The organism is Methylomonas montana, assembly GCF_030490285.1.
Classification (GTDB): domain Bacteria; phylum Pseudomonadota; class Gammaproteobacteria; order Methylococcales; family Methylomonadaceae; genus Methylomonas; species Methylomonas montana.
Genome location: NZ_CP129884.1, coordinates 3,285,329 through 3,307,490, shown reverse-complemented (window position 1 = coordinate 3,307,490; position 22,162 = coordinate 3,285,329). Strand labels below are relative to the sequence as shown.

The window sequence follows — 22,162 nt, the reverse complement described above, 5'->3', positions numbered from 1 at the left end:
ATAATGCGGCCTGGAACTGTGAGCAAACAAAAAACGGCGAATGGAGCTGTCTGAATCAAACCCCAAACGGGCAGGAGCCCGTGCAAGCGCCAGCTGCCAAGCCGATCACCCCGACGGAAGCGGTGCCGAAGCAGCCGGAAACCATCGCTCAGCCACCCGCTTTAGTTAAACCAGAGCCTGTTCAGCAAGCCGTTAAATCGCTGCCGGAGCCCGAAAAAGCAAACGCGGTTGAGAAGGTGGTCGAGAAAGCCGTCGCCGAACCGCAAAAAATGCGGGTAAAAGTCACCGAAAACCAAAAGCCGGTACTGGAAAGAGTCGAGCGTAAAACCGAGACGGCCAGCACGGACGGCAAGGTTCCCGGCTGGACTTGTAAAACCAGCGACGACAAGGGCGGCTGGAATTGCAACTTGGTCGGTGCCGATCCGAAAGGTGAGGCACAAGTGATGGTCGATGCCGGCAGAGAAGTGGCTAGCTCGTATTGGTTTACACCGACCTTCGACCGTCAGCAAGAGCGGAATTTCCAAACCCTACGCGCCGAATTTGATCGGGATCCGTGGCAAAGCTGCGAAGTGTGGGGCAAAAAGAAACGCAAAATCAGAGCCACTTCGCAGGAGGTGCGCGACGCCGCTACCACCGATATCAACGCCGATTTCTCGGAAATCTTCGAAGGCGAAGTGCTTAATTTTGCCGGTAACGTCGACATGGTTCGCGCGGATCAGCATTTGATCGCCGATAAGGCTAGTTATGATACGGTTGCCGAAACCCTGGACGCCCAAGGCAGCGTGTTATATAGCGAGGATCAATTGGCATTCTCCAGTGAGACAGCCTCTTTGACCCTCGGTAAAGACGAAGCACGGCTTAGAAAAGCCCAATTTATCGTTGCCGAGGCGCCGTTTCGCGGTAGCGCGGACGTGGTCTATCGCGACAGCAAGAGCCTGTCGCGTTATAACGACGCCGCCTTCACCAGTTGCGCGCCGGGTAATCAGGACTGGATCGTGCATGCGTCGCGCATGAAAATCAACCGCGAAACTGGGCAAGGTTCGGCGAAAAACGCCTGGCTGGAATTCAAGGGGGTGCCGGTGCTGTACACCCCATACATTGCGTTCCCGACCGATAACCGCCGTTTGTCCGGATTGTTGGCTCCAACTTGGGGTAGCACCCAACGGAACGGTTTCGATGTCTCCGTGCCGTTTTATTGGAATATTGCCCCCAACTTCGACGATATCGTTACACCGCGTTACATGAGTAAGCGTGGCGAGCAATTACGGAATAAATTCCGCTATCTGACCGATATGTCCAGAGGTACGTTTGCAGCGGAATATATGCCTAACGATCAAATGCTCAACAAGGCCCGTTACTCTGCAAGCTGGAAAGATCAGACCAGTTTATTGCCGGGTTTAAGTTCTTTGCTGGACTTAAACTATGTGTCCGACAAGACCTATTTCAACGATTTGAACAACGCCTTGGGTTTCCAAAATTCCAGTTATTTGCCCAGCACCGCCTTAATCAATTATGGCGGAGCAATTGGCGGCACCGGCGTGGGTATGACCGCCGGTGTTTACCATTATCAATCGGTGGATAAAACCATCACCGACGCGATGCTGCCTTACGATATGCTGCCTAGGGTCACCCTGAATCTGGCACATGCTTTCGAGAGTATGCCGGTCACGCTGTCGATGGCCAATGAGTTTACGCATTTCTACCACAGCGATTTGGTCAACGGTCAGCGTTTCAATATCGCCCCGTCGCTCAGCGTGCCGCTGGAAAGCAGTGCCGGCTATTTCGTTCCGAGAATTACCGGGCAATATACCCAATATCAATTAAGCAACCAGACTTTGGCCGGGCAACCGAGCAGCATCAGCCGTACCTTGCCGATCTTCTCGGTTAATAGCGGCCTGATGTTCGAAAAAGACTTGAATCTGGGCGGTTCGCCGTATCTGCATACCTTGGAGCCGCAGGCTTTCTATCTGTACATTCCGCGCAAGGATCAGAGCAATATACCCATCTTCGATACCGCGCTGTTCGATACCAACTTCTACAGCTTGTTCCGCGAAAACCGCTTCGCCGGCGCGGACCGTATTCAGGATGCCAATCAGGTTACCTTGGCCGCTACTTCGCGTTTTATCGATTCGAATACCGGCTTGGAGCCCTTGAAAGTCAGCCTGGGGCAGATCATGTATTTCCAGGATAGAACCGTAACGATGCCGGGGCAGCCGATCGAAACCAGTAATACCTCCAATTTTATCGGTGAACTCAGCGGACAATTTAGTCGAAACTTGTCTTATATGACCGGCACGCAATGGGATCCGGAAAATAACGGTTTTGCCAGAGGCCAAGTGGCTTTGAAGTATCGTAGGCAACCGAATGAAATTGTTAACTTAGGCTATCGGTATCGCCGCAACCCGTTGGATAGCCTGCAAACCATTTCCCAAACCGATGTGTCGTTCCGTTTACCCTTATTCGGCGAATGGTATGGCTTCGGACGCTGGCAATACTCCTTGAATTTCGATAAAACCACCGAGAGTTTCATCGGTCTCGAAAAAGAAAACTGCTGTTGGCGTTTCCGTATTCTGGGTCGTCGCTTCATCAACGGTGCCAACACCATTGCTTTTGTCGATCCGAGCACCAAGCCGGAAACTGCCTTTTTCGTACAGTTGGAACTGAAAGGTCTGTCCAGTTTCGGCGATAATGTCGACACCTTCCTGCAAACCAACCTGAACGGCTATCGCAAAGCCAGCTATTTTGAGTAAGCAACGCATGATAAAAAAAGGGATAGTGATTTTCTGTTTGCTGCTGAGCGGCTATGCCGGTCTATGCCGAGCCCAGCTATTGGACAGAATCGTTGCCGTCGTGGAAGAAGACGTGATTCTGGAACGCGAGCTGAACAACGAAGTGGCGGCGATAACCAGCAAGTTAAGCAGTAATAATGTGATGATGCCGCCCGAATTCGTGTTACGCAAACAAGTGCTGGAACGGATGGTGGTGGACAAATTGCAACGACAATTGGCCGCCAAATCCGGTGTGCAGGTCAGCGATGAAATGCTGAGCGCTTCGGTTAGCGACATCGCCAGTCGCAACGGCATGTCGGTCGAGGCGTTTCGCAGCGAGTTAGCCAAACAAGGCATGGATTACAAAAGCTTCGAGGATAATCTGCGCAACGAAATTATCATCAACCAATTGCGCGGTCGGGAGATAGGAGCGCGGGTCAAGGTGACCGATGCCGAAGTACTGCATTATATGGAAACTCAAAGCAAGGCCGGCCTTAGCAGCTCTCAATATCATTTAGGGCATATTCTGATCGCCATATCAGAAGCGGCCTCCGCCTCGGCCATCCAAAAGGCCAAGGACAAGGCCGATCAAGTCATCGCCGATTTGCGCGGCGGCAAGGATTTCAAGCAAGTCGCGGTTAGTGTATCCGACGACGACAACGCCTTGAAGGGCGGCGATCTGGGTTGGCGCGGTATCGGCCAGATCCCTTCACTGTTCACCGAAATCGTCACCACAATGAATCAGGGCGACGTGTCCGAAGCGATTCGCAGTCCCAGCGGCTTTCACATCATCAAGATGCTGGAAACTGAGGGTGCCGGTCAGCATATCGTTACTAAAACCAAGGTTCGGCATATTCTGATCAAGACCAATGAGTTGGTGGACGACGCCGAAGCCCAAAAACGCTTGTTGGCGCTCAGAGAGCGGATCAACGATGGCGACGACTTTGCTAATTTGGCCCGCGCTCATTCCGACGACAAAGGTTCGGCAATCAACGGTGGTTCGCTGGACTGGGTAGGTCCTGGGGCTTTAGTGCCGCCTTTCGAGGAAGCGATGAACAAGCTGGCGATTAACGAGATTAGTCAACCGGTACAAACTCAGTTCGGCTGGCATATGATCCAGGTATTGGGCCGGGAAAATCAGGATAACAGCGAGCAATTCAAGAAAGACAAAATCCGCGAAGAAATCCGCAAGCGCAAAATCGAGGAAGAAACCGAGTTATGGTTGCGGCGTTTGCGCGACGAAGCTTATGTGGAAATCGACTTGGACAGACTCTAAGGGAATATGAATACTGTCTCGGTCGAGAATCGTAAAGAAGACAAATTTAAAAGACGCTTGCAGCGGATAGTCAGAGAAGAAGATCTCACTATGCAGCGCGACTTGATTCAGCATACCGCTGCCGAATTGAATATCGATTTGCTCAGTTGCGCGGCTGCGCTGGTTTATTTAAGCCAACCCAATCTCTATCCATCCATCAAGCTACAGCCCAAGCCGGCAGCGATTCCGCCCAGTCGCAATCCGCATTCGCACTATAAAATGGTGCGTTATCGCTTGGCGGTCGGTAGTCAGCATCAGGTTAGTCTAGGCGATATTCAGGCGGTATTGGTCGAGGAATCCGGCGTCGACAAGAACCGGATCGGCAGGATCGATATTCGCGATACCTACACCTTGGTGGAGTTGCCGGACGGCATGCCGGCGGATATTTTTCAAGTCTTGACTGAAGCGGCGGTCGGGCCGCATCGATTGAATATCAAGCGCGTAAAGCCGAACAAATTCCGGCAAATGCGCCATCAAAGCAACGAGGAAAACGGCTAATCCGATAGCCGTTTCCTGCGTTTCACCCGGCTTACATCGTTAGCCGAATACCTATCCAGGCCGCGCGCGGCGCGCCGACGCCGACAAAACGACTTTGTTGGTCGCCCGGTAAGCCCATGCCATCCAATACATCGCCGGTATTGCCCCAAGTGCCGAAGTTGGCGTATTGGCGGTCGAACAAGTTCGTCACTCGTCCGAATAGCGCGACGTTTTTATTGAAACGGTATTCGCTGCGTAAATTGAACACCACGAAACCCGGCAGCTTAGCGGTCAGATTGGCTTCGTCGCCGCGCAGATATTGTGAACTGTTGTAGTTCATATCCATACCTAAAGTCCAGGCGGAGACAATGTCGAAATCGGTGCTGAACTTGAATTGATGGGCGGGGATGCCGGGAATTTTATCGCCGGCATGGACCTGAATATTGCCATCGCCATCCGCCATGGGATTGTTGGGGCTGCTGCCCAGAAACGGGGTTTCGAAGCTGGCGTCGATATAAGTGTAATGCGTCGACCAGCGCCAGCGCTCGTAAAAATTACCCGACAACCCTGCTTCCACGCCTTGCCGCAACGTCGAGCCGACATTGTCGAAATAACCGACATTGCTGCCGACGCCGCCGGTACTCTTGAAGATGATGTCGTTATTGTTGATGGTACGGAATAAAGCCAGATTCCAGTCCATGTAGCCAGGCAGCAGGTTTTTCAAGCGGCCGCGCACGCCGGTTTCGAAAGTATTAGCCACCACTTGTTTCAACGGCGGATCGGACACGAAGGCGTTGGGCAGCCGGCACGGATCGTCAGGATTGGCGCAGCTCAGCTCCATCGGCGTCGGCACCCGTGACGATTCGCTGTAGTTACCGTAAAACGTCAATTCCGGCATGAAGGCATAGGTCAAACCCGCCGCCGGGTTGAAACGGTCGTAAGAGTGAGAGCCGTTCAGATCGTTGCCGACATGGTCGCGCAGTTTGATGTGCGACTGGTTGTATCGGCCGGATACCGTCAGATCCAGTTTGTCGGTCACAGAAAAGGTGTCGGTCAGAAACAGGCCGTAGTGGTCGGTTTCTGTGGTCAAGCGCACATGGGCGTCTTGCAGCAACACGCCGGCATCGGCGACGCCGCGATCGGCAGTTAGCGAGCCTAATTGGGTGTCGGCCTGATAACGGGCGTTGCCATGGTCGAAACTGGCGCCGCCTATTAAATGGTTGTCTCGGCCGAATATCTTGTGGTCGAAAGCGTTTTGCAAGGCAAAACCGAACGATTGCTGCAGCGTACTGGAGGTGTTGATGGTGCCGCCCACTGCGGAAGGATCGTTGGCGATATTGTTACCCGCCAAATCGAAGAGTCCTTCATCGGCCAGTTCGCCGTCGGTTTCCTGGCACAAGAAAGTATTTTCACCGCCGCCTTCGTCCAGGCAGGCGCCAAATTCACTGCCGTCGCCGTTATAGGTGCCGATCTTGTTGCGGCGGTAGTACATCGTGCCTGACAGTTGATTATGATCGTTCAACCAGGTATCGCCATCCAGCGATACCAGCATCATCCGGTTGCGGGTGATATCGGGATGGGTAAACACTTGGTCGCGGCCGAATGCCAGCATTTCCTGGGGCAGGGCGCCATTGCCGCGCAAGGTGTTATCGGTGCCGGCGATACTCAAGTCCAGGCTGGATTTCACCCCGCGCCAGCTCAAAGTGCCGAAGCCTTGCTTGGCTTCGCTGGGCGAATGGGCGCGCCAGCCTTTTTCGTTGAAATATTTGAAATCCATAAAATAGCCCCAGGTGCCGTTGTTCCAGCCGCTGGTGACTTCTTCGGAATGCCGGTCCCATGAGCCGCCTTGCGCTTCGAAGCTATGGCCGGGCGCCGAGAAACCGGTCTTGGTGTTGATGTTAATCGAGCCGCCCAAGGCGTTCAAACCAAACGCCGGGTTCGAGGCGGGCTGCAAACTCATGTTGTCGATCGCGCCGTTGGGGATTAAATCCCAGTTGATCATATCGCCGAACGGCTCGTTGAAACGGATGCCGTTGACATAGGTCGCTAGGCCTTGAGGTACGCCCATCAGCGGCGATGCGCTAAAACCGCGGTATTGCACATCCGGTTGTAGCGGATTGTTTTGCGCGTCGTTGATATTGACGCTGCCTAGGTAACGGTTCATGTAATCAGCCAGCGATAACGCCTGGGCGTCCTGTAATTTCTCAGCCGACACGGTTTGCACATTGGCCGGGATTTTATTGATGTCGACGCCGCTAAATTGCAAGGGCGTCACCGCCACGACTTCAACCTCATCCAGTTTATTCGAGACTTCCGCAGCAATGGCCTCGGCCAGCGGTAGCATGCCGAACCATGGCAGCACACCTAGCGCAACTTTTTTCATAACTTTACCTGAGTCAATACAAAACAAACCCTGCATGGTAACCAAGCAGTTGATTACGCTCCATAGCTTGAAGTTAAAAGGGAAATTTTCCCGTCTAGCGTCATGGTCGCTGATGCCAATATTTAAGTTATTCTGTTGTCGGCGGAGTAAAATAGCCGGCCAGGCCGTTTAGCGGCCGTCCCGTTTATTTGCCATAGTGACTATGACCATTCAATACATCGACCGCCCCGATCAACTTGCCAGCCTTTGCCAACAAATCAGTCAGGAGCCTTGGATCGCGCTGGATACGGAATTCCTCCGCGAAAAAACCTATTATCCCAAATTCTGTTTGCTGCAAATTGCCGCGCCGGGCTGGGTGGCTTGCGTCGATCCCCTGGCGATTGCCGATTTATCCGCATTGTTCGAGGCGATTTACAATCCCAATATTGTCAAAGTGTTGCATTCTTGTCGCCAAGATCTGGAAATTTTTTACCAGATTACCGGCAGAATTCCCGCCCCGATTTTCGATACCCAGATTGCCGCGCCGCTGCTGGGTTTTCAGGAAAATCCGGGTTATGCAATGCTGGTATCCAGCTTTCTGAACGTCAATCTCAGCAAGGCGCATACCCGCACCGATTGGTCGGAGCGGCCGTTGAGCCAGGATCAAATCCAATATGCTGCCGATGACGTGATTTATCTGTGCAAAATCTACAAGCTAATGTGCGAGCAGTTGGATAAATTGGGTCGCTTGAACTGGTTGGAAAGCGATTTTGCCTTATTGCACAATCCGGAGCTGTACCAATTGTCGCCGGAAAACGCCTGGTTGAAGATCCGGGGTAAAAACAAGCTGACCGGCAAGCAATTGTCTATCATGCAAAGTCTGACCGAATGGCGCGAGCGCACCGCGCAGCAGGAAAATAAACCGCGCAGCTGGCTGCTGCAAGACGATTTGCTGCTGGAACTCGGCAAATTGCAGCCGGTGACACTGGCCGAACTCGCCAAGATCCGCAATATTAACGACCGTACCGTCAACCGTTACGGCAAAGTGATCTGCGAATTGATCGACAGCGCCCGCCAACGGCCGCCCAAACCCTTGGCCGAAAAAGATCAAGCCGCCAAGAAGACCCAACAGCACGAAGCGATAATGGATGTATTGAGCGCGGTGGTCAGGATCCGCGCCGAGGAAAATTCCTTAAATCCTATCATCCTGGCGACCCGTAAGGATCTGGAACAATTATTGTTTGGCGATGAAGATTGTCTGCTGTTGCAGGGCTGGCGCTACAACATGGTCGGACGGGAGTTACAAGGTTTGCTGCAAGGCGACTATACCTTGAGTTTGAAAGCGGACGCCGTGGTGATCAATAAGGCTTAGTCACGATGAGAGAGGGCGTAGTGGGTCGAAAGTTTCTTGCTATTCCCTGCTTCCCGTCCTGCCGAATCGCTGTTCGAATAGCTCGGCTGGCAGCGGTTTGGCAAACAGATAGCCTTGTCCGTAATCGCAGTTAATTGACGTTAATAAGTCGCACTGTTGCTGGGTTTCCACACCTTCCGCAATGACTTTTAATCCCAGTTTATGTGCCATGACGATCATGGCTTCGCAGAGCGCAAAATCGCTGGAGTCGGCTGATAAATTTTGCACAAAGGACTGATCGATCTTCAGGTAGTCGATGTCGAATTTTTTTAGATAAGACAATGCCGAGTAGCCGGTGCCGAAATCGTCGATTGCCACTTGCATGCCGGCGTCGCGGAAAGCCATCAGATGATTGTGTACCGCAAGATTGGCATCCAGCAGCAAGCCTTCGGTAATTTCCACCACAATACTTTGTCCGGATAAACCCAGTTGTTTTAGATACTCAAACCAATGGTTGGGCGAGTGGCTGGCGTTTTGAAATTGGATCGGCGATTTATTGACGCTGATTTGAAATTCGGCGTGGATGTCGGATCGCCAGGCGCCGACCTGATTAGCCGCGGTTTGAAATACCCAATCACCAATCTCATTGATCAGGCCGGTTTCTTCCGCCAGCGGTATAAAATCAGCGGGGCTGATCAAACCGCGGCTGGGATGTTGCCAGCGTAGCAAGGCCTCGGCTTTATGTACTTCACCGTTTAGCAGATCGACGATAGGCTGATAGCAGAGCGTAAATTGATTATCCGCCAGCGCGATGCGTAAATCGCTCAACAGGGCGGCCCGCGCCTGCAATGCGTCCTGCAAGGCTTTGGTAAAGAAGCTGTAGCTGTTGCGGCCTTGATTTTTGGCGGCGTACATGGCTTGGTCGGCATTCTTCAACAATTGGCCCAACTCGCTGCCGTCGTCGGGATAAAAGGTAATGCCGATACTGGCGGATACATAAACCAACTCGTCGTCCAAACTAAAAGGGGCGCTAAGTTTTTGCAGTAGGTTTTTGGCAATCAGTTCGGAATGTTCGACGCAATCCAGCTCGCTGAGAATAACCGTGAATTCGTCGCCACCCAGTCGCGCCACGGTATCGGATTCGCGTACGCAGGTTTTCAGACGCCAGGCGGCTTCCTTGAGCAGTAGATCGCCCATTTCATGGCCCAGCGTATCGTTGATTTCCTTGAAACGGTCCAGGTCGATAAACAGCAAGCCGAATAATTGCCCCATCCGGTGCGCTTTTTTGATTTCCTGCTCCAGGCGATCGCGGAACATGCGCCGGTTGGGTAAGCCGGTCAACGGGTCGAAATTGGCTTGTTGCCAGATTTGATCCTCGGATTGTTTGCGCTGGGTGATGTCGGAAAACAGCGCTACCCGGCGTTGCACGGTGCCATCGGCGTTATAAATGGTGTTGATGGTCAGTTCTTCGTCGTAAAGTCGGCCATCTCGGCGGCGATTTTTGATTTCGCCGCGCCAAGTGCCGGTGGCATTAATCGCCTGCCACATCTCACGGTAAAATTCGGTGCTATGTTCGCCGGAACTGAGAATGCGCGGATCTTTGCCAATCACATCTTCAGCCTCATAGCCGGTCATCGCGGTAAAGGCCGGATTAATGCTGAGGATAGTGTTATCGGCGTCGGTGACGACCATTGCTTCGCTGCTGTTTTGGTAAACGAGTGCCGCCAACCGTAATTTTTCTTCATTCCGGCTGCGTTCGGTAACATCACTAAAACTCCATACCCGGCCAATAATCTCGTCACCGATGCGTTGTGGACGCGAATAGCGCTCCATCAGCCTGCCGTCGTTGAATTCAATCAAGTCGTAGCTTTCTTGAGCCGGTTGGGCATAAAGTTCGTAGATTCTGTCCAAATACTGTTCGGGATGTTTGATCTGGCCGACGACAAAGGATTGCAATTGACCGCTTTCGTCGCCTTCGTGGACTAGGCTGTGTGATATGTGCCATAAATCCAGAAAACGCCGATTGAAGCTTCTGATATGGCCTTGCAAGTTGACGACCAGGATACCTTCGGCGGTCGCCTCTAAGGTAGCCTGTAGTAGTGAGATCGATTCCGCTAGCTTTTGCTGATCGAGTTTGCTTTGGGTGATGTCGTCGTATACGCCCAATACGCCGATGATTTGCTGGTCGCTGTTATACAAGGGCAGTTTAGAGGTGCGCAGCCAGATAGTGCTGCCAGCAGGTGTGGTTTGCGGCTCTTCGAAATTAAGTTTAGCTTGGCCTGAGGCCATCACGCTCAGATCGTCGGCTTGATAGAGGTTGGCTTGCGCTTGCCAGACCAGTTCGGCATCGCGGCGGCCGACTAATTCGGCAGCGTTATTTTTGCCGGCATCTCTGGCGAACAAACTGTTACAACCCAGATAGCGTGAAAGTTTGTCTTTCCAGAACACCCGAATCGGTAGGGTATCGAGAATGGTTTGTAGCAACAGGTTGGATTCGGCGAGCGCTTTGTCGGATTTAAGTTGTTCGGTAATATCGAACAGAATGACCAGATTAGTACCGACATAGGATGCACCCAAGGATACCGAGCCGGCCCGCACGGTGCGTATCTCGCCGTTTTTACAACAGATGTCGGCCTGTATGGTTTCGAAGGTTTGTGTTTGCTGGCAGGTGTCCACTAAGGTTTGCCAAGTGGCCATGACCCGCTGACGGTAGGCAGGATCCGGATACGCTTTCGGCCACCATTCGTCGAGCGTTTGAATATCGGCCAGCGTATATCCCAAGGTGTTGATGAAAGCAGGATTTACCAGGGTAATGTTGCCTTGAACGTCATAAACGGCTTGCGGTACCGGGGAGGCGTCGATAATGGCTTTTAAGCGCCGTTCGCTATCTGCCAGGCCTTGGGTAATGAGTTTCTGGTTGTGCAGCGCCAGCGCCAGCGTGTTTCCGGTCCAGGACAGCACCAAGATATAAAACCAAAGGTTTAACAAGTCGCTTTTCTGGTAGTCGTCGCCGAAGAAGCCCTGATGATGGGCGGCGCCAAGCAAAGCCTGGATGGTGATTAAGCTGGCAATCAAGGTCACACCGTGGCGATTGAAGCGGACGGCAGCCCAGATGGAGAACAAAAACATCCAATAACCACGCGCGAATTTTCCAAATAACGACTGGAAAGTTTCGAGAAATACCACTTCACCAACAAACAGGGTGAGTAAGATTAGCAGTAAAGCTTCCATGCCCCGTTTTTCGGCGAACCATTGGCTTGGCCAGTTGTGCCAAACCAGTAACATCGGCGTGGCGGTGACAATGCCGAAGGCATCGGCCATCCACCAGTGCAAAACCGTTTGCGGCATGGCCGGCATGGGTATGAAGCCCGCCCAATATAAAGCCCAAGGTCCGATGGCTGCGCTGATTGATGAACAAACGGCGCCGGTTAAACTCAGCCAGATAAAATCGCGAGGACGGGTCAGCTCCAAGCAAAAATGCGGGTTGCGTTTTAGTAAGTAGGCGGCGGTTACCGATTCCAGCGTATTGCCAGTGGCGATTGCAGTGGACAGCCCAAAAGAATCGTCCACCAGCAAGCCGGCGGCCAGGGCGCCTATGAAGATGCCGGGCCAATAGCGGAGGCCCTGTAAGATCAGTGCCGCTAATCCCAGTCCGCTGGAAAACCATATCAACGTAACATTGCCGGTTTCCGCGAAATAACTCAGCACGATCTTGGCCACCAACGCATAGAGTCCGGCCAGAGCGATTATCGCCGGCAGGTCGCGCCAACGGTAATTGAAGAATGTCATGGATTGCGTCAAAGCAGGATGGAGACTTGAAGCTGGGGCAATAAACCGGCGGCAAGCAAGCTTTGGTAAGCTTTGTAAGCAGCCACGCCCGACAAAATCAGGAAAAATAGTCCGCTGACTTTATGCAGCAGCGACAATGGAATTTTTTGCAGCACGGTGCGGCCGGCCAGAACGCCCAACGCCGAGGTAAACGCCAGTGCCAGCGTCGATCCTAGCCAAACGGACAGCGGCTGTGCGGTGCTGCTGAAAGCCACGACAGCCAGCTGAGTTTTGTCGCCGAATTCGGCAACGGTAATCAGTAGGAAGGTTGTGAAAAAAATGCCGTGACCGCTTTTTTCCACGATCTCTTCGTCATCGCTAGCGTCGTCATGGTTGAGTAGGGCATGTAAACCAAATACCGCAAACAGCAATGCCACTGTGGCGGCTACGACATACTCCGGCAGCCAGTTGGCGATTGCCGTGCCAAACACTACCGCCAGGGTATTTAACAAGGCAAAGGCAGCGATTGCTCCCCACAGTACCGGCGTCGGCCGATGCCGTGAGGCGAGGGTCATGCAGACCAGCTGGCTTTTATCGCCGATTTCCGCTGCAGCAATTAGCGCGAAGCTGGTACCGCCGGTTGCCAGCAATTCGGATAAGTGTAGCGAGTTTAGGTGGGAGATCAGAGAGTTCAGGGAGTCCATACGCGATGTTGTAGACGAAAGATGGCAGATGAAAGTGTAGAAGGCGTTTTAGACTTTCACCTTTTATCTTTCGCCTGTTGTGAGTTTCTAAGTCAATATCTTGTCCAGTATCATCATGATGATGAAGCCTATCATCAATGAAAAAGTGGCGATTCTGGAACGGCCTTTGGAGTGAGTTTCCGGGATAATTTCCTCGCTGATCACGAACAGCATCGCGCCGGCGGCAAAACCCATCGCGATCGGCAATATCGAGGCAAACAGCGTGACCATGGTAATGCCCAGCAAACCGCCGACTGGTTCTACCAGGCCGGTGAGGGTGGCAAGGCCGACTGCTTTCCATTTGTTATAACCCAACCCGACCAGCGGCAAGGCCACCGCCAGACCTTCCGGCAAGTTTTGCAAGGCAATCGCAATCGACAACACCAAGCCGTTTTTCATGTCGCCGGAACCAAAACTGACACCCACCGACATGCCTTCCGGAAAATTGTGGATGGTGATGGCGATGATAAATAGCGAGATTTTTTGTAGCGAATCCAGGGAATGATCGCTAACTGTGTCAAAATGCAAATGCGGCAACCGGCTGTCGGCAAAGTGCAAAAACAGCGCGCCGATCATCATGCCGGCCGAAACGATCCACAGGCCTTTGCCGGGCCAGACTTGTTCGCCGAAATCCATGCCGGGCACCAGTAAAGAAAATGCCGTGGCCGCCAGCATTACACCGGCCGCCGCGCCCAATAAGCCATTAAACAGCCGGTCGGAAATGTTTTTAAAAAATAAGGCCGGTAAGGCGCCGATGCCGGTGGCTAAGCCGGCCAATACGCTCGCCAGAAAACCGATCACCACCACCTTGTCGAAAATTAGATAAAGGCTGCCGAATACCAGAATTTGCGATGCCAGGAACAAGCCGATAAATACGCCCCAGCGCTGCAATAGCGGCAAAGTCATCACTTGCAGATATTTGGGATGGGCCTGTAATCGAAGATAGTAATCTTCGAAAGTTTTTTGAATATTCAGCATGTTTTTTACCCTTTCGATGATGTGGCGAAAGCCGCGATTATACTTAATTCGGTAAAATAGCCGATGTTTCCGGATAATGTTTGCCGGAGCGATGTCTACCATAGTCGTAATCCTGTGGATTTATATTGGAAAGCGGCGGGAAATTCGCGATGCGCGTTTTTAAGCGATGCGATTGTGTCGGTGAGGTATTTGGATTTAAAGTCCGCGTAACTCGGATGTGCCGACAAATCGTTAGTTTGCCGCGATTGGATTGTGCGCGTTTTCAAGATTGATTTTTAGCTGGAGTATTAAGCATATGAAATATTTGATGAGTTTTGCAGCAGTCGGCGCGATGTTAAGCATAGCCGGTTGCGCGGCGCAGCAGCCCTATACCGGACAGACATTCGCATTGGGTATGCCGCAAGCTGGCAGCGCCCCAGCAGCGCCGTATTACGGGGCGGGTTCGACCAATCCCTTAGCTAACGGTGCTGGGGTATCGGCCGAGCTGGGTTTGGTCAATATTCTGGTCGGGCAACTGGGCATCAGCCCGCAACAGGCCTTGGGCGGGGTAGGCTCGATCTTCTCGGTGGCGCAGCAACGCATGAACCCAGGCGATTTTTCGCAGCTGGGCAATAGTGTGCCGGGCATGGATCAATACCTGTCGGCAGTGCCGCAACGGGTTGCACAATCGGAATCGTCCGCCTTGCTCGGCGCGGCCGGAACCTTGATGGGCGGCCAACTCGGCGGCTTGGCGGCCTTGGCTGGCTCGTTTCAGTCGCTGGGGATGAGTCCGTCTATGGTCAGCCAGTTTGTGCCGGTGGTGTTGCAGTATGTGCAAAACCAAAGCGGCGCTGGCGCAATGAGTCTGCTTGAGCGCGCTTTATATTAATTTAAACGGCGGGCCAAGCCGAATTAAAGGCTGTTTGCCGCTGCTTATCATCTGTCATCGCTTCGCGAGACATATTTACTCTCAACAATAATTAGATTTATCACAGGATTGCTCGATGATTATTAAGCCAAAAGTTCGCGGTTTCATTTGCACCAACGCCCATCCACAAGGTTGCGCGGCTCACGTGAAAGAGCAAATCGCCTATACCAAAGCGCAAGGCAGCGTAACCGAAAAAACCGGGATTGCCGGCCCTAAAAATGTATTGGTGATTGGTTGTTCGACCGGCTATGGCCTGGCTTCGCGAATCACCGCGGCCTTTGGGGGCGGTGCGAGTAGCTTGGGGGTTTGCTTTGAAAAACCGCCGACAGATAAAACTGCGTCGGCCGGTTATTACAATACTTCGGCATTTCACGAAGCGGCTGCCGCCGAAGGCTTGTATGCCTATACCATCAATGGCGATGCTTTTTCCACGGAGGTGAAAAATCAGGTCATCGAGCGGCTGAAAAGCGACATGGGTAAGGTCGATTTGGTGGTGTACAGTCTGGCGTCACCGCGCCGTACCGACCCGGTCACTGGCCAGGTCTATGCTTCGGTGTTAAAGCCCATCGGTCATGCACACACCTCGAAAAATTTGAATACCGATACCCTTAAAATCAACGATATTACGCTTGAGCCGGCTTCCGACGAAGAAATCGCCAACACCGTCAAAGTGATGGGCGGCGAGGATTGGGAGTTGTGGATAGACGCATTGAAACAAGCCGATTTATTGGCGGATGGCGTGCAAACCGTGGCCTACACCTATCTGGGCGACAAATTGACCTGGCCGATCTACGGTCAGGCGACGATCGGCAAGGCCAAGGAAGATCTGGATCGCGCAGCGCTCGCTATCAATGATAGTCTGCAAGCTTTAAATGGCGGCGCGCATGTCGCTGTGCTGAAAGCCTTGGTGACCCAAGCCAGTTCGGCGATTCCGTTGATGCCCTTGTACTTGTCCATTTTGATCAAGGTGATGAAGGAAAATGGCACAAACGAGCATTGCATCGAACAAATCCAGCGCTTGTTTACCGAATGTTTATACAGCAAACAGCCGCGACTGGATCAGGCCAATCGGTATCGCGTCGACGAGAAAGAATTGGATCCTGCGGTACAGGCCAAGGTGGAAGCGATCTGGCCGCAGGTTGCCGAGGACAATCTGATGCAGATTACCGATTACCAAGCCTACAGCGACGATTTCCTGAAACTGTTCGGTTTTGGTCTGGAAGGTGTTGATTACGATGCAGACACCAGCCCGCAGGTAGTTACCAATTTTTAGGTGCCGGCTACTTAGCTATTACTCACAAGCCGCTTTCAGGACTTTGTCCGACATGGATCTGTGACTTGAAATCGGCTGAAGAGTCCCGATTTAATTGTTTTGTCCGCGAGAGATGTCGATTTGGCAGGCGGTTCGGAACTTTTTCATGGTTTCCGGCTCCGGCTGCCGCATGACCGATTTTGTTTTATGCATTTACGTTCTCGAGATTGCGTGATTAACAATCCGCTGTTTATCTTGTTTTTAGGTTAAATATGACTACCACCGCCTTACCAATTCACGATTATGCGTTGCTGGATGATGCCGAATGCGATGCCCGCATCGCGGCGGCCAAGGCTAAGCTCGGCAAGCGTTGCATCGTGCTTGGTCATCATTATCAACGTGATGAAGTATTTAAACATGCCGACATTTACGGCGATTCGCTGAAGCTGTCGCGGGAAGCCGCGCAATCGGAAGCCGAATACATCGTGTTTTGTGGCGTGCATTTCATGGCCGAGGTGGCCGATATTCTGTCGCGTCCGGAGCAGATAGCCATTTTGCCGGACATGGCTGCCGGATGCTCGATGGCCGATATGGCCAATAAAGTGAAGGTGCAGCAATGCTGGGACGAGCTGGCGACAGTGATCGACGTGGAAAACGCCGTGACGCCGGTGACTTACATTAACTCCGCCGCCGATTTGAAAGCGTTTTGCGGCCAGCATGACGGCATCGTCTGCACCTCGTCGAATGCCGAGAAAATCCTGAACTGGAGCTTCGCGAAACGCGAAAAAGTGCTGTTCTTCCCCGATCAGCATCTGGGGCGCAACACCGGATATCGGATGGGTATTCCGCTGGAACAGATGGTCACATGGGATTTCAACAAACCCATGGGCGGCTTGACTGAACAGCAAATCCGCGACGCCAAGATCATTCTATGGAAAGGCTATTGTTCGGTACATCAGGCGTTTCAGCCGGAGCAGATCGATGCGTTCAAGGAAAAACACCCGGAAACCATCGTGATTTCCCACCCAGAAGCCTGCTTTGAAGTGTGTGAAAAATCGGATTACATCGGTTCCACCGAGATGATTCTGAAAATAGTCCGCGAGGCAGCCCCTAATACCCGTTGGCTGGTGGCGACCGAATTGAATCTGGTCAACCGTCTGGCTCAGGAATGCAAAGCCCAAGGCAAAAGTGTACATTTCATGGCGCCGACCTTAAGCATGTGTTCGACGATGTTCCGCACCGATCCGCAGCATTTGTGCTGGGTGCTGGAAAATCTGGCTGCGGGCCATGTGGTCAATCAAGTCTCCGTGCCTGCCGAGCAGGCGGCGCTGGCGAAAAAGGCGCTGGATAATATGTTGCTGGCGTCCTAACGCCGCTTTCTCGCTACTTTCCTGGTCGCTTTTTCCTCGCGAATCGTGGCCAGTTCCACCATTTCCGCTTCTATCATCTCCGGGGTTTCCAGTGTGATTTGGCCCAAGGTGCCGGCGCGGAGTTCGTTCAATAGCAATTTAGCGGCCTTGTCCAGTTCGACTATACCGCCGCTACGCAAGCAACCGCGCTTGGCGCCGATGGCTTGCAGCAAGTTCAATGCTTCGCCGGGCAAGGTTTCCAGTTGATAACGTCGCTGGATCAGGCTCGGGTAGGCTTTAGTCAAGTATTCCAGGGCGTACAGGGCAATGTCGTCATGTTGAAACGCGGTATCCTTGATCGCGCCGGTCACCGCCAGCCGGTAACCGCTGTGGCGATTTTCCACATTCGGCCATAGCACGCCGGGCGTGTCGGATAACACGATGTTGTTGGGCAGATTGATGCGCTGCTGTTGCTTGGTGACGGCCGGTTCGTTGCCGGTTTTGGCGATGGTGCGGCCGGCCAGCACATTGATGATGGTGGACTTGCCGACATTGGGGATGCCCATGATCATGGTACGGATCACCTTATTGGCTGCGGTTTTCTCCGGCAGCATCTTGGCGCACAAGTCGATAATCTGTTTGATTTTTTCCGGCTGTTGCGTGGTGACGGCCAAAGTTTTCACCGCTTGTTCCCGTTCCAAATAAGCTTGCCATTCTCGGGTCAGGTCGGGATCGGCCAAATCGGTTTTGCTGAGCACGCGGATGGTGGGTTTGTCGCCGCGCAAACCGGCCAGCATCGGGTTTTGGCTGCTGTATGGGATGCGGGCGTCGAGGATTTCTATCAGCAAATCGATGTCAGGCAAGGCGTACTTGATCTCCTTGCTGGCCTTGTGCATATGGCCGGGATACCATTGAATTTGCATATTTTGTGTCTCTATATATCTGGATAGGCGCTTATTGTACCGTAGTTGGGCCACGCTATTTTTCGGCGAGCCGATGGAAATAGGCGGCAAGTGGTCAGGAAAGTCCTGTTGGCGATGATTGTTGACAACCGATTAGCGGCTCGGCAGGTTTAAGCGTATGGCGACGGTAGACGTAGAATGCTGGTTTTTGCTACAATCCAGTCTATTTTTGGTGCTTTCGGCACATCTCGACGCAAGTCTTTCACACTCATCCCGGAGAAAACTCTATGGCAATTAAAGTTGCAATTAACGGTTATGGTCGTATCGGTCGCAATGTCTTGCGCGCTTTGTACGAATCTGGTCGCACTAGCGAGATTCAGATCGTCGCGATCAACGATTTGGGCGATTCCAAAACCAATGCACACTTGACCAAATACGATACCGTGCATGGTAAATTCCCTTTCGAAGTGTCTGTTGACGGCGATTACATTGTGGTCAATGGCGATAGAATCCGTGTTTTGGCTGAAAGAGATCCGGCTAAATTGCCTTGGGCTGAGCTGGGTATCGACGTGGTTCACGAGTGTACCGGTTTCTTCACCAGCAAAGCCAAAGCTTCTGCTCACATTACCGCCGGCGCGAAAAAAGTCATTATCTCAGCGCCAGGCGGTGCCGATGTCGACGCCACCGTGGTTTACGGTGTCAATCACACCAGCCTGAAAGCATCCGATACCGTTATCTCCAATGCGTCTTGCACCACTAACTGCTTGGCGCCACTGGTTAAACCATTGATGGATACCATTGGTGTGGATCACGGTTTGATGACCACTATCCACTCATACACCAACGACCAGGTGTTGACTGACGTGTATCACAGCGACTTGCACCGTGCCCGTTCCGCGACTCAATCCATGATCCCCACCAAAACCGGTGCCGCTGCCGCGGTAGGTTTGGTATTGCCGGAAATGAAAGGCAAACTGGACGGTTTTGCAATGCGCGTACCTACCATCAATGTTTCTGTGGTGGATTTGTGCTTCCAGGCCTCACGCAACACCACAAAAGAAGAAATCGATGGCATTTTGCGTGAAGCAGCTGCCGGTTCCTTGAAAGGTATCCTGGCAATCAACGACGAGCCATTGGTGTCTTCTGATTTCAATCACAATCCACATTCATCTATCTACGAGTCATCCTTGACTAAAGTGACCGGCGGCAACTTCGTGAAAGTGCTGTCTTGGTACGATAACGAATGGGGTTTCTCAAACCGTATGCTTGACACTACCGTTGCATTATTCAACGCCAAATAAAGGGATTACATGCTGTTACGTAGAACCAAAATCCTAGCTACGCTGGGACCTGCCACGGACAAACCCGGCGTACTCGAGGATTTGTTCGAAGCCGGTATCGATGTTGTCCGCTTGAATTTCTCGCACGGCTCGGCGCAGGATCATATCGATCGCGCCAACCGGGTCAGAGCAATCAGCAAACAAACCGGGCGCCGCGTCGGTATTCTGGCCGATTTACAAGGTCCGAAAATCCGTATCGAGCGCTTTAAAGAAAACAAAGTCTGGCTGGAAGAAGGTCAGGATTTTGCCTTGGATATCAATCTAGGCAAACTGGATGGCGACAACACGCAAGTGGGCATCAGCTACGAGCCATTGGCGCGCGAAGTCAAGCCGGGTACCCGCCTGTTGCTGGATGACGGTCGGGTGGTGTTGGATGTGGTTAATGTCATCGACAATACCCGCGTAAACACTAAAGTCGTGGTGGGTGGCGATTTGTCCAACAACAAAGGTATCAACCTGTTGGGCGGCGGCTTGTCTGCGGCGGCTTTGACGGATAAAGACAAAGAAGACATCAAAACCATTGCGGTGATTCAGGCCGATTACGTGGCGATTTCGTTTCCACGTACCGCGGCTGACATGAACGAAGCCCGTAGTCTGCTGGAAGCGCAAGGTTGTTATGCCGGCTTGGTTGCGAAGGTGGAACGCGCGGAAGCGATGGAAGTCATCGACGAAATCATTCTGGCATCCGACGCCATCATGGTGGCGCGCGGCGACTTGGGTGTGGAAATCGGCGATGCCAACCTGCCGGCGGCGCAAAAACTGCTGATCCAACGTTCACGCGAGTTGAACCGGGCCGTGATCACCGCGACTCAGATGATGGAATCGATGATCGAAAATCCGATCCCAACCCGTGCGGAAGTGTTCGACGTCGCCAACGCCATCGTCGACGGCACCGACGCGATCATGTTGTCTGCGGAAACCGCCTCTGGCAAGCATCCGGTTAAAACCGTGCAAGCTATGGTGCGCATCTGTCTGGAGACCGAAAAACAACCGAGCGTGACCAAGTCCATGCACCGGATGACCGATAATTTCTCGCGTATCGACGAGGCTATCGCGATGTCTGCGATGTACATGGCGAATCATACCGAAATCGCCGGTATTGCCTCGCTGACCGAGTCGGGTTCTACGCCGCTGTGGATGTCCAGAATCAGCTCCGATATCCCTATCTTTGCATTCAGCAGTTGCGAGCGTACTTTGGGCCGAGTGACTCTGTACAAGGGAGTGTTCCCCATTCCGTTTGCCAAGGAAAAGATGGAATCGGCCAGCGTGACTCAAAGCCTGATTAAGGCTTTGAAAGCGCGTGGTGTAGTGAAAGCGGGCGATGCATTGATTCGAACCAAAGGCGATTTAACCGGCGCCAGCGGCGGAACCAATTCGCTGAAAGTCATCAACGTGACCGAAGATTAAGTTTTAAAAGTCGGTTGATCTGAAAGGGAGGTGTTGCGCAAGCGACACTTCCCTTTTTGTGTCTGGGATTTAACAAATGGACGTTACCCCGGAAATTGGCTATTGCATCCGTTTGTCGTGTTGCTATCGGGACGACTGTTTTTTAAAGTCGGTTTTCGCACTGACGGACGAAATACTTTCTTTTACGTCGCCAAAAGAAAGTACCTAAAGAAAGGGACCCGAAGAAAAAATGTGATCTGCCCCCTCCCTATTTCCTTTTGGTTCAAAATACCAAGTTCATTTTGTATGAAAGCTTATCTTTAGCCAAAATGGTGATTCGGCACACTATCGTCGAAAAACTTTACAGTCGTTCTGGAGAATGGCGGGTAATCAGTTGTTATGCTAGTATTTAGTACCAGTCTTTTTTTACGCAATGTGAATTGAATTGGTTGTTAACTGGTTGAGATTAAATACAGACCCAATATTGGTATAAATATTTCTTATTGATATTAAGAATGATAGTGGCTCGCCCTACTGTTCTGAAAACACTTTGAACTACTTACTTAAAAGAGGAAAAAATATGTTAAATAAAACTCTTCAAATATTACTACTTATCGTTACAACACAGACAGCTAATGCCGCAACAATTGCATTTGACAATGCTATTTCAGGGGCTACTAGCTTTAGTTTTGATGGTGATGGTGACTCAATAAATGATGTCATTTTTTCAACCACAGATCCTTCTGGGTTCAATACCGCTGGGCCGGGTCCGAATCAATCCTACATTAATGAGCCTGGCCTTGAAGGCACTACCTCACTAAATCCAGATTTACGAGTTGATTTTCTGAATGGCGCTGTAAATACATTTCAATTTGGTTTTGCAATGCTTTTAGGCACTGGATTGGTTGATGGCGTTACTTTTAATGTTTTTGACGCATCAAATCTATTGCTAGCAACAACCAATGTTCTCTCAGATTTTACATTGCCAAATGGAACAAATCCTAGTAGCTTCCCTGAAGGACTTGTCAGCCTAAGTTTTTCTGGAATTGCATCCTATGCAACATTTGACTTTTCTCAAAACCAGGCTCCCAGATACATCATCGATAACTTCCAAGGCACCTTTGGTTCAACTGAAAATATTACACCTTCCGTTCCTGAACCAAGCGTTCTTTTCTTGATGGTTATTGGATTTGCAGGTATTCGTATCGCAAGCAAAAGAGGTAATAACCTTAGATAAACGAGCATCACTAATATACCTGTGGTC

The 22,162-nt window shown here is 51.9% G+C and carries 15 protein-coding genes; 10 read left to right on the top strand and 5 right to left on the bottom strand.

Annotated elements, in window-relative coordinates:
- Window positions 1-80: 80 nt before the first annotated feature.
- From lptD to QZJ86_RS15195, 3 genes are read left to right on the top strand one after another with little or no spacing between them, the layout of a single operon-like run.
- A complete protein-coding gene (gene lptD / locus QZJ86_RS15205; RefSeq protein WP_301671313.1) occupies window positions 81-2,750 on the top strand; it encodes an LPS assembly protein LptD in 2,670 nt (889 codons plus the stop codon).
- Window positions 2,751-2,757: 7 nt separating this feature from the next.
- The gene (locus QZJ86_RS15200; protein WP_301671312.1) at window positions 2,758-4,044 is read left to right on the top strand and encodes a peptidylprolyl isomerase; all 1,287 of its coding nucleotides are present in this window, start codon (window positions 2,758-2,760) and stop codon (window positions 4,042-4,044) included.
- Between the two features lie 6 nt (window positions 4,045-4,050).
- Window positions 4,051-4,581 carry a DbpA RNA binding domain-containing protein gene (locus tag QZJ86_RS15195; RefSeq protein ID WP_301671311.1) on the top strand — a complete coding sequence of 177 codons (531 nt, stop codon included), beginning with the start codon at window positions 4,051-4,053 and terminating at the stop codon, window positions 4,579-4,581.
- A 31-nt stretch (window positions 4,582-4,612) separates the two neighbouring features.
- Here QZJ86_RS15195 and QZJ86_RS15190 read toward each other — a convergent pair whose 3' ends face one another.
- A complete protein-coding gene (locus QZJ86_RS15190) occupies window positions 4,613-6,943 on the bottom strand; it encodes a TonB-dependent receptor (RefSeq protein WP_301671310.1) in 2,331 nt (776 codons plus the stop codon).
- 202 nt (window positions 6,944-7,145) lie between these two features.
- On the opposite strand from QZJ86_RS15190, the gene rnd reads away from it, so the two are divergent.
- A complete protein-coding gene (rnd, locus tag QZJ86_RS15185) occupies window positions 7,146-8,294 on the top strand; it encodes a ribonuclease D (RefSeq protein ID WP_301671309.1) in 1,149 nt (382 codons plus the stop codon).
- A gap of 39 nt (window positions 8,295-8,333) precedes the next feature.
- Here rnd and QZJ86_RS15180 read toward each other — a convergent pair whose 3' ends face one another.
- The 3 genes from QZJ86_RS15180 to QZJ86_RS15170 form a co-directional block, all read right to left on the bottom strand.
- On the bottom strand, window positions 8,334-12,062 hold the full coding sequence (locus QZJ86_RS15180) for a bifunctional diguanylate cyclase/phosphodiesterase (protein ID WP_301671308.1): 3,729 nt from the start codon (window positions 12,060-12,062) through the stop codon (window positions 8,334-8,336).
- A gap of 8 nt (window positions 12,063-12,070) precedes the next feature.
- Window positions 12,071-12,745, bottom strand: a complete 675-nt coding sequence (locus QZJ86_RS15175) for a TMEM165/GDT1 family protein (RefSeq protein WP_301671307.1) — start codon at window positions 12,743-12,745, stop codon at window positions 12,071-12,073.
- Window positions 12,746-12,832: 87 nt separating this feature from the next.
- On the bottom strand, window positions 12,833-13,762 hold the full coding sequence (locus QZJ86_RS15170; RefSeq protein WP_301671306.1) for a ZIP family metal transporter: 930 nt from the start codon (window positions 13,760-13,762) through the stop codon (window positions 12,833-12,835).
- A gap of 307 nt (window positions 13,763-14,069) precedes the next feature.
- Here QZJ86_RS15170 and QZJ86_RS15165 point away from each other — a divergent pair, with 307 nt between their 5' ends.
- From QZJ86_RS15165 to nadA, 3 genes are all read left to right on the top strand, one after another.
- Window positions 14,070-14,630 (top strand): DUF2780 domain-containing protein, encoded by a 561-nt coding sequence (locus QZJ86_RS15165; RefSeq protein ID WP_301671305.1) that lies wholly within the window; start codon window positions 14,070-14,072, stop codon window positions 14,628-14,630.
- A gap of 115 nt (window positions 14,631-14,745) precedes the next feature.
- Window positions 14,746-15,942 (top strand): enoyl-ACP reductase FabV, encoded by a 1,197-nt coding sequence (fabV, locus tag QZJ86_RS15160; protein ID WP_301671304.1) that lies wholly within the window; start codon window positions 14,746-14,748, stop codon window positions 15,940-15,942.
- 251 nt (window positions 15,943-16,193) lie between these two features.
- The gene (gene nadA / locus QZJ86_RS15155; protein WP_301671303.1) at window positions 16,194-17,291 is read left to right on the top strand and encodes a quinolinate synthase NadA; all 1,098 of its coding nucleotides are present in this window, start codon (window positions 16,194-16,196) and stop codon (window positions 17,289-17,291) included.
- On the opposite strand, the gene ylqF is transcribed toward nadA, so the two are convergent.
- Window positions 17,288-18,193 carry a ribosome biogenesis GTPase YlqF gene (gene ylqF / locus QZJ86_RS15150; protein WP_301671302.1) on the bottom strand — a complete coding sequence of 302 codons (906 nt, stop codon included), beginning with the start codon at window positions 18,191-18,193 and terminating at the stop codon, window positions 17,288-17,290. The genes nadA and ylqF overlap by 4 nt on opposite strands.
- Window positions 18,194-18,459: 266 nt before the next feature.
- Here ylqF and gap point away from each other — a divergent pair, with 266 nt between their 5' ends.
- The 3 genes from gap (at window position 18,460) to QZJ86_RS15135 (ending at window position 22,135) form a co-directional block, all read left to right on the top strand.
- Window positions 18,460-19,473, top strand: coding sequence for a type I glyceraldehyde-3-phosphate dehydrogenase (gap, locus tag QZJ86_RS15145; protein WP_301671301.1), 1,014 nt, complete (start codon window positions 18,460-18,462; stop codon window positions 19,471-19,473).
- 9 nt (window positions 19,474-19,482) lie between these two features.
- Window positions 19,483-20,919: a pyruvate kinase gene (gene pyk / locus QZJ86_RS15140; RefSeq protein WP_301671300.1), complete on the top strand. Its 1,437-nt coding sequence runs from the start codon at window positions 19,483-19,485 to the stop codon at window positions 20,917-20,919.
- 559 nt (window positions 20,920-21,478) lie between these two features.
- Window positions 21,479-22,135 (top strand): hypothetical protein, encoded by a 657-nt coding sequence (locus QZJ86_RS15135; RefSeq protein ID WP_301671299.1) that lies wholly within the window; start codon window positions 21,479-21,481, stop codon window positions 22,133-22,135.
- The last annotated feature ends 27 nt before the right edge of the window (window positions 22,136-22,162 follow it).

Coding starts and splice junctions, on each gene's coding strand:
- QZJ86_RS15200 (WP_301671312.1), top strand. CDS start 2,758: ATGATAAAAAAAGGGATAGTGATTTTCTGTTTGCTGCTGAGCGGCTAT.
- QZJ86_RS15195 (WP_301671311.1), top strand. CDS start 4,051: ATGAATACTGTCTCGGTCGAGAATCGTAAAGAAGACAAATTTAAAAGA.
- QZJ86_RS15190 (WP_301671310.1), bottom strand. CDS start 6,943: ATGAAAAAAGTTGCGCTAGGTGTGCTGCCATGGTTCGGCATGCTACCG.
- rnd (WP_301671309.1), top strand. CDS start 7,146: ATGACCATTCAATACATCGACCGCCCCGATCAACTTGCCAGCCTTTGC.
- QZJ86_RS15180 (WP_301671308.1), bottom strand. CDS start 12,062: ATGACATTCTTCAATTACCGTTGGCGCGACCTGCCGGCGATAATCGCT.
- QZJ86_RS15175 (WP_301671307.1), bottom strand. CDS start 12,745: ATGGACTCCCTGAACTCTCTGATCTCCCACCTAAACTCGCTACACTTA.
- QZJ86_RS15170 (WP_301671306.1), bottom strand. CDS start 13,762: ATGCTGAATATTCAAAAAACTTTCGAAGATTACTATCTTCGATTACAG.
- QZJ86_RS15165 (WP_301671305.1), top strand. CDS start 14,070: ATGAGTTTTGCAGCAGTCGGCGCGATGTTAAGCATAGCCGGTTGCGCG.
- fabV (WP_301671304.1), top strand. CDS start 14,746: ATGATTATTAAGCCAAAAGTTCGCGGTTTCATTTGCACCAACGCCCAT.
- nadA (WP_301671303.1), top strand. CDS start 16,194: ATGACTACCACCGCCTTACCAATTCACGATTATGCGTTGCTGGATGAT.
- ylqF (WP_301671302.1), bottom strand. CDS start 18,193: ATGCAAATTCAATGGTATCCCGGCCATATGCACAAGGCCAGCAAGGAG.
- gap (WP_301671301.1), top strand. CDS start 18,460: ATGGCAATTAAAGTTGCAATTAACGGTTATGGTCGTATCGGTCGCAAT.
- pyk (WP_301671300.1), top strand. CDS start 19,483: ATGCTGTTACGTAGAACCAAAATCCTAGCTACGCTGGGACCTGCCACG.
- QZJ86_RS15135 (WP_301671299.1), top strand. CDS start 21,479: ATGTTAAATAAAACTCTTCAAATATTACTACTTATCGTTACAACACAG.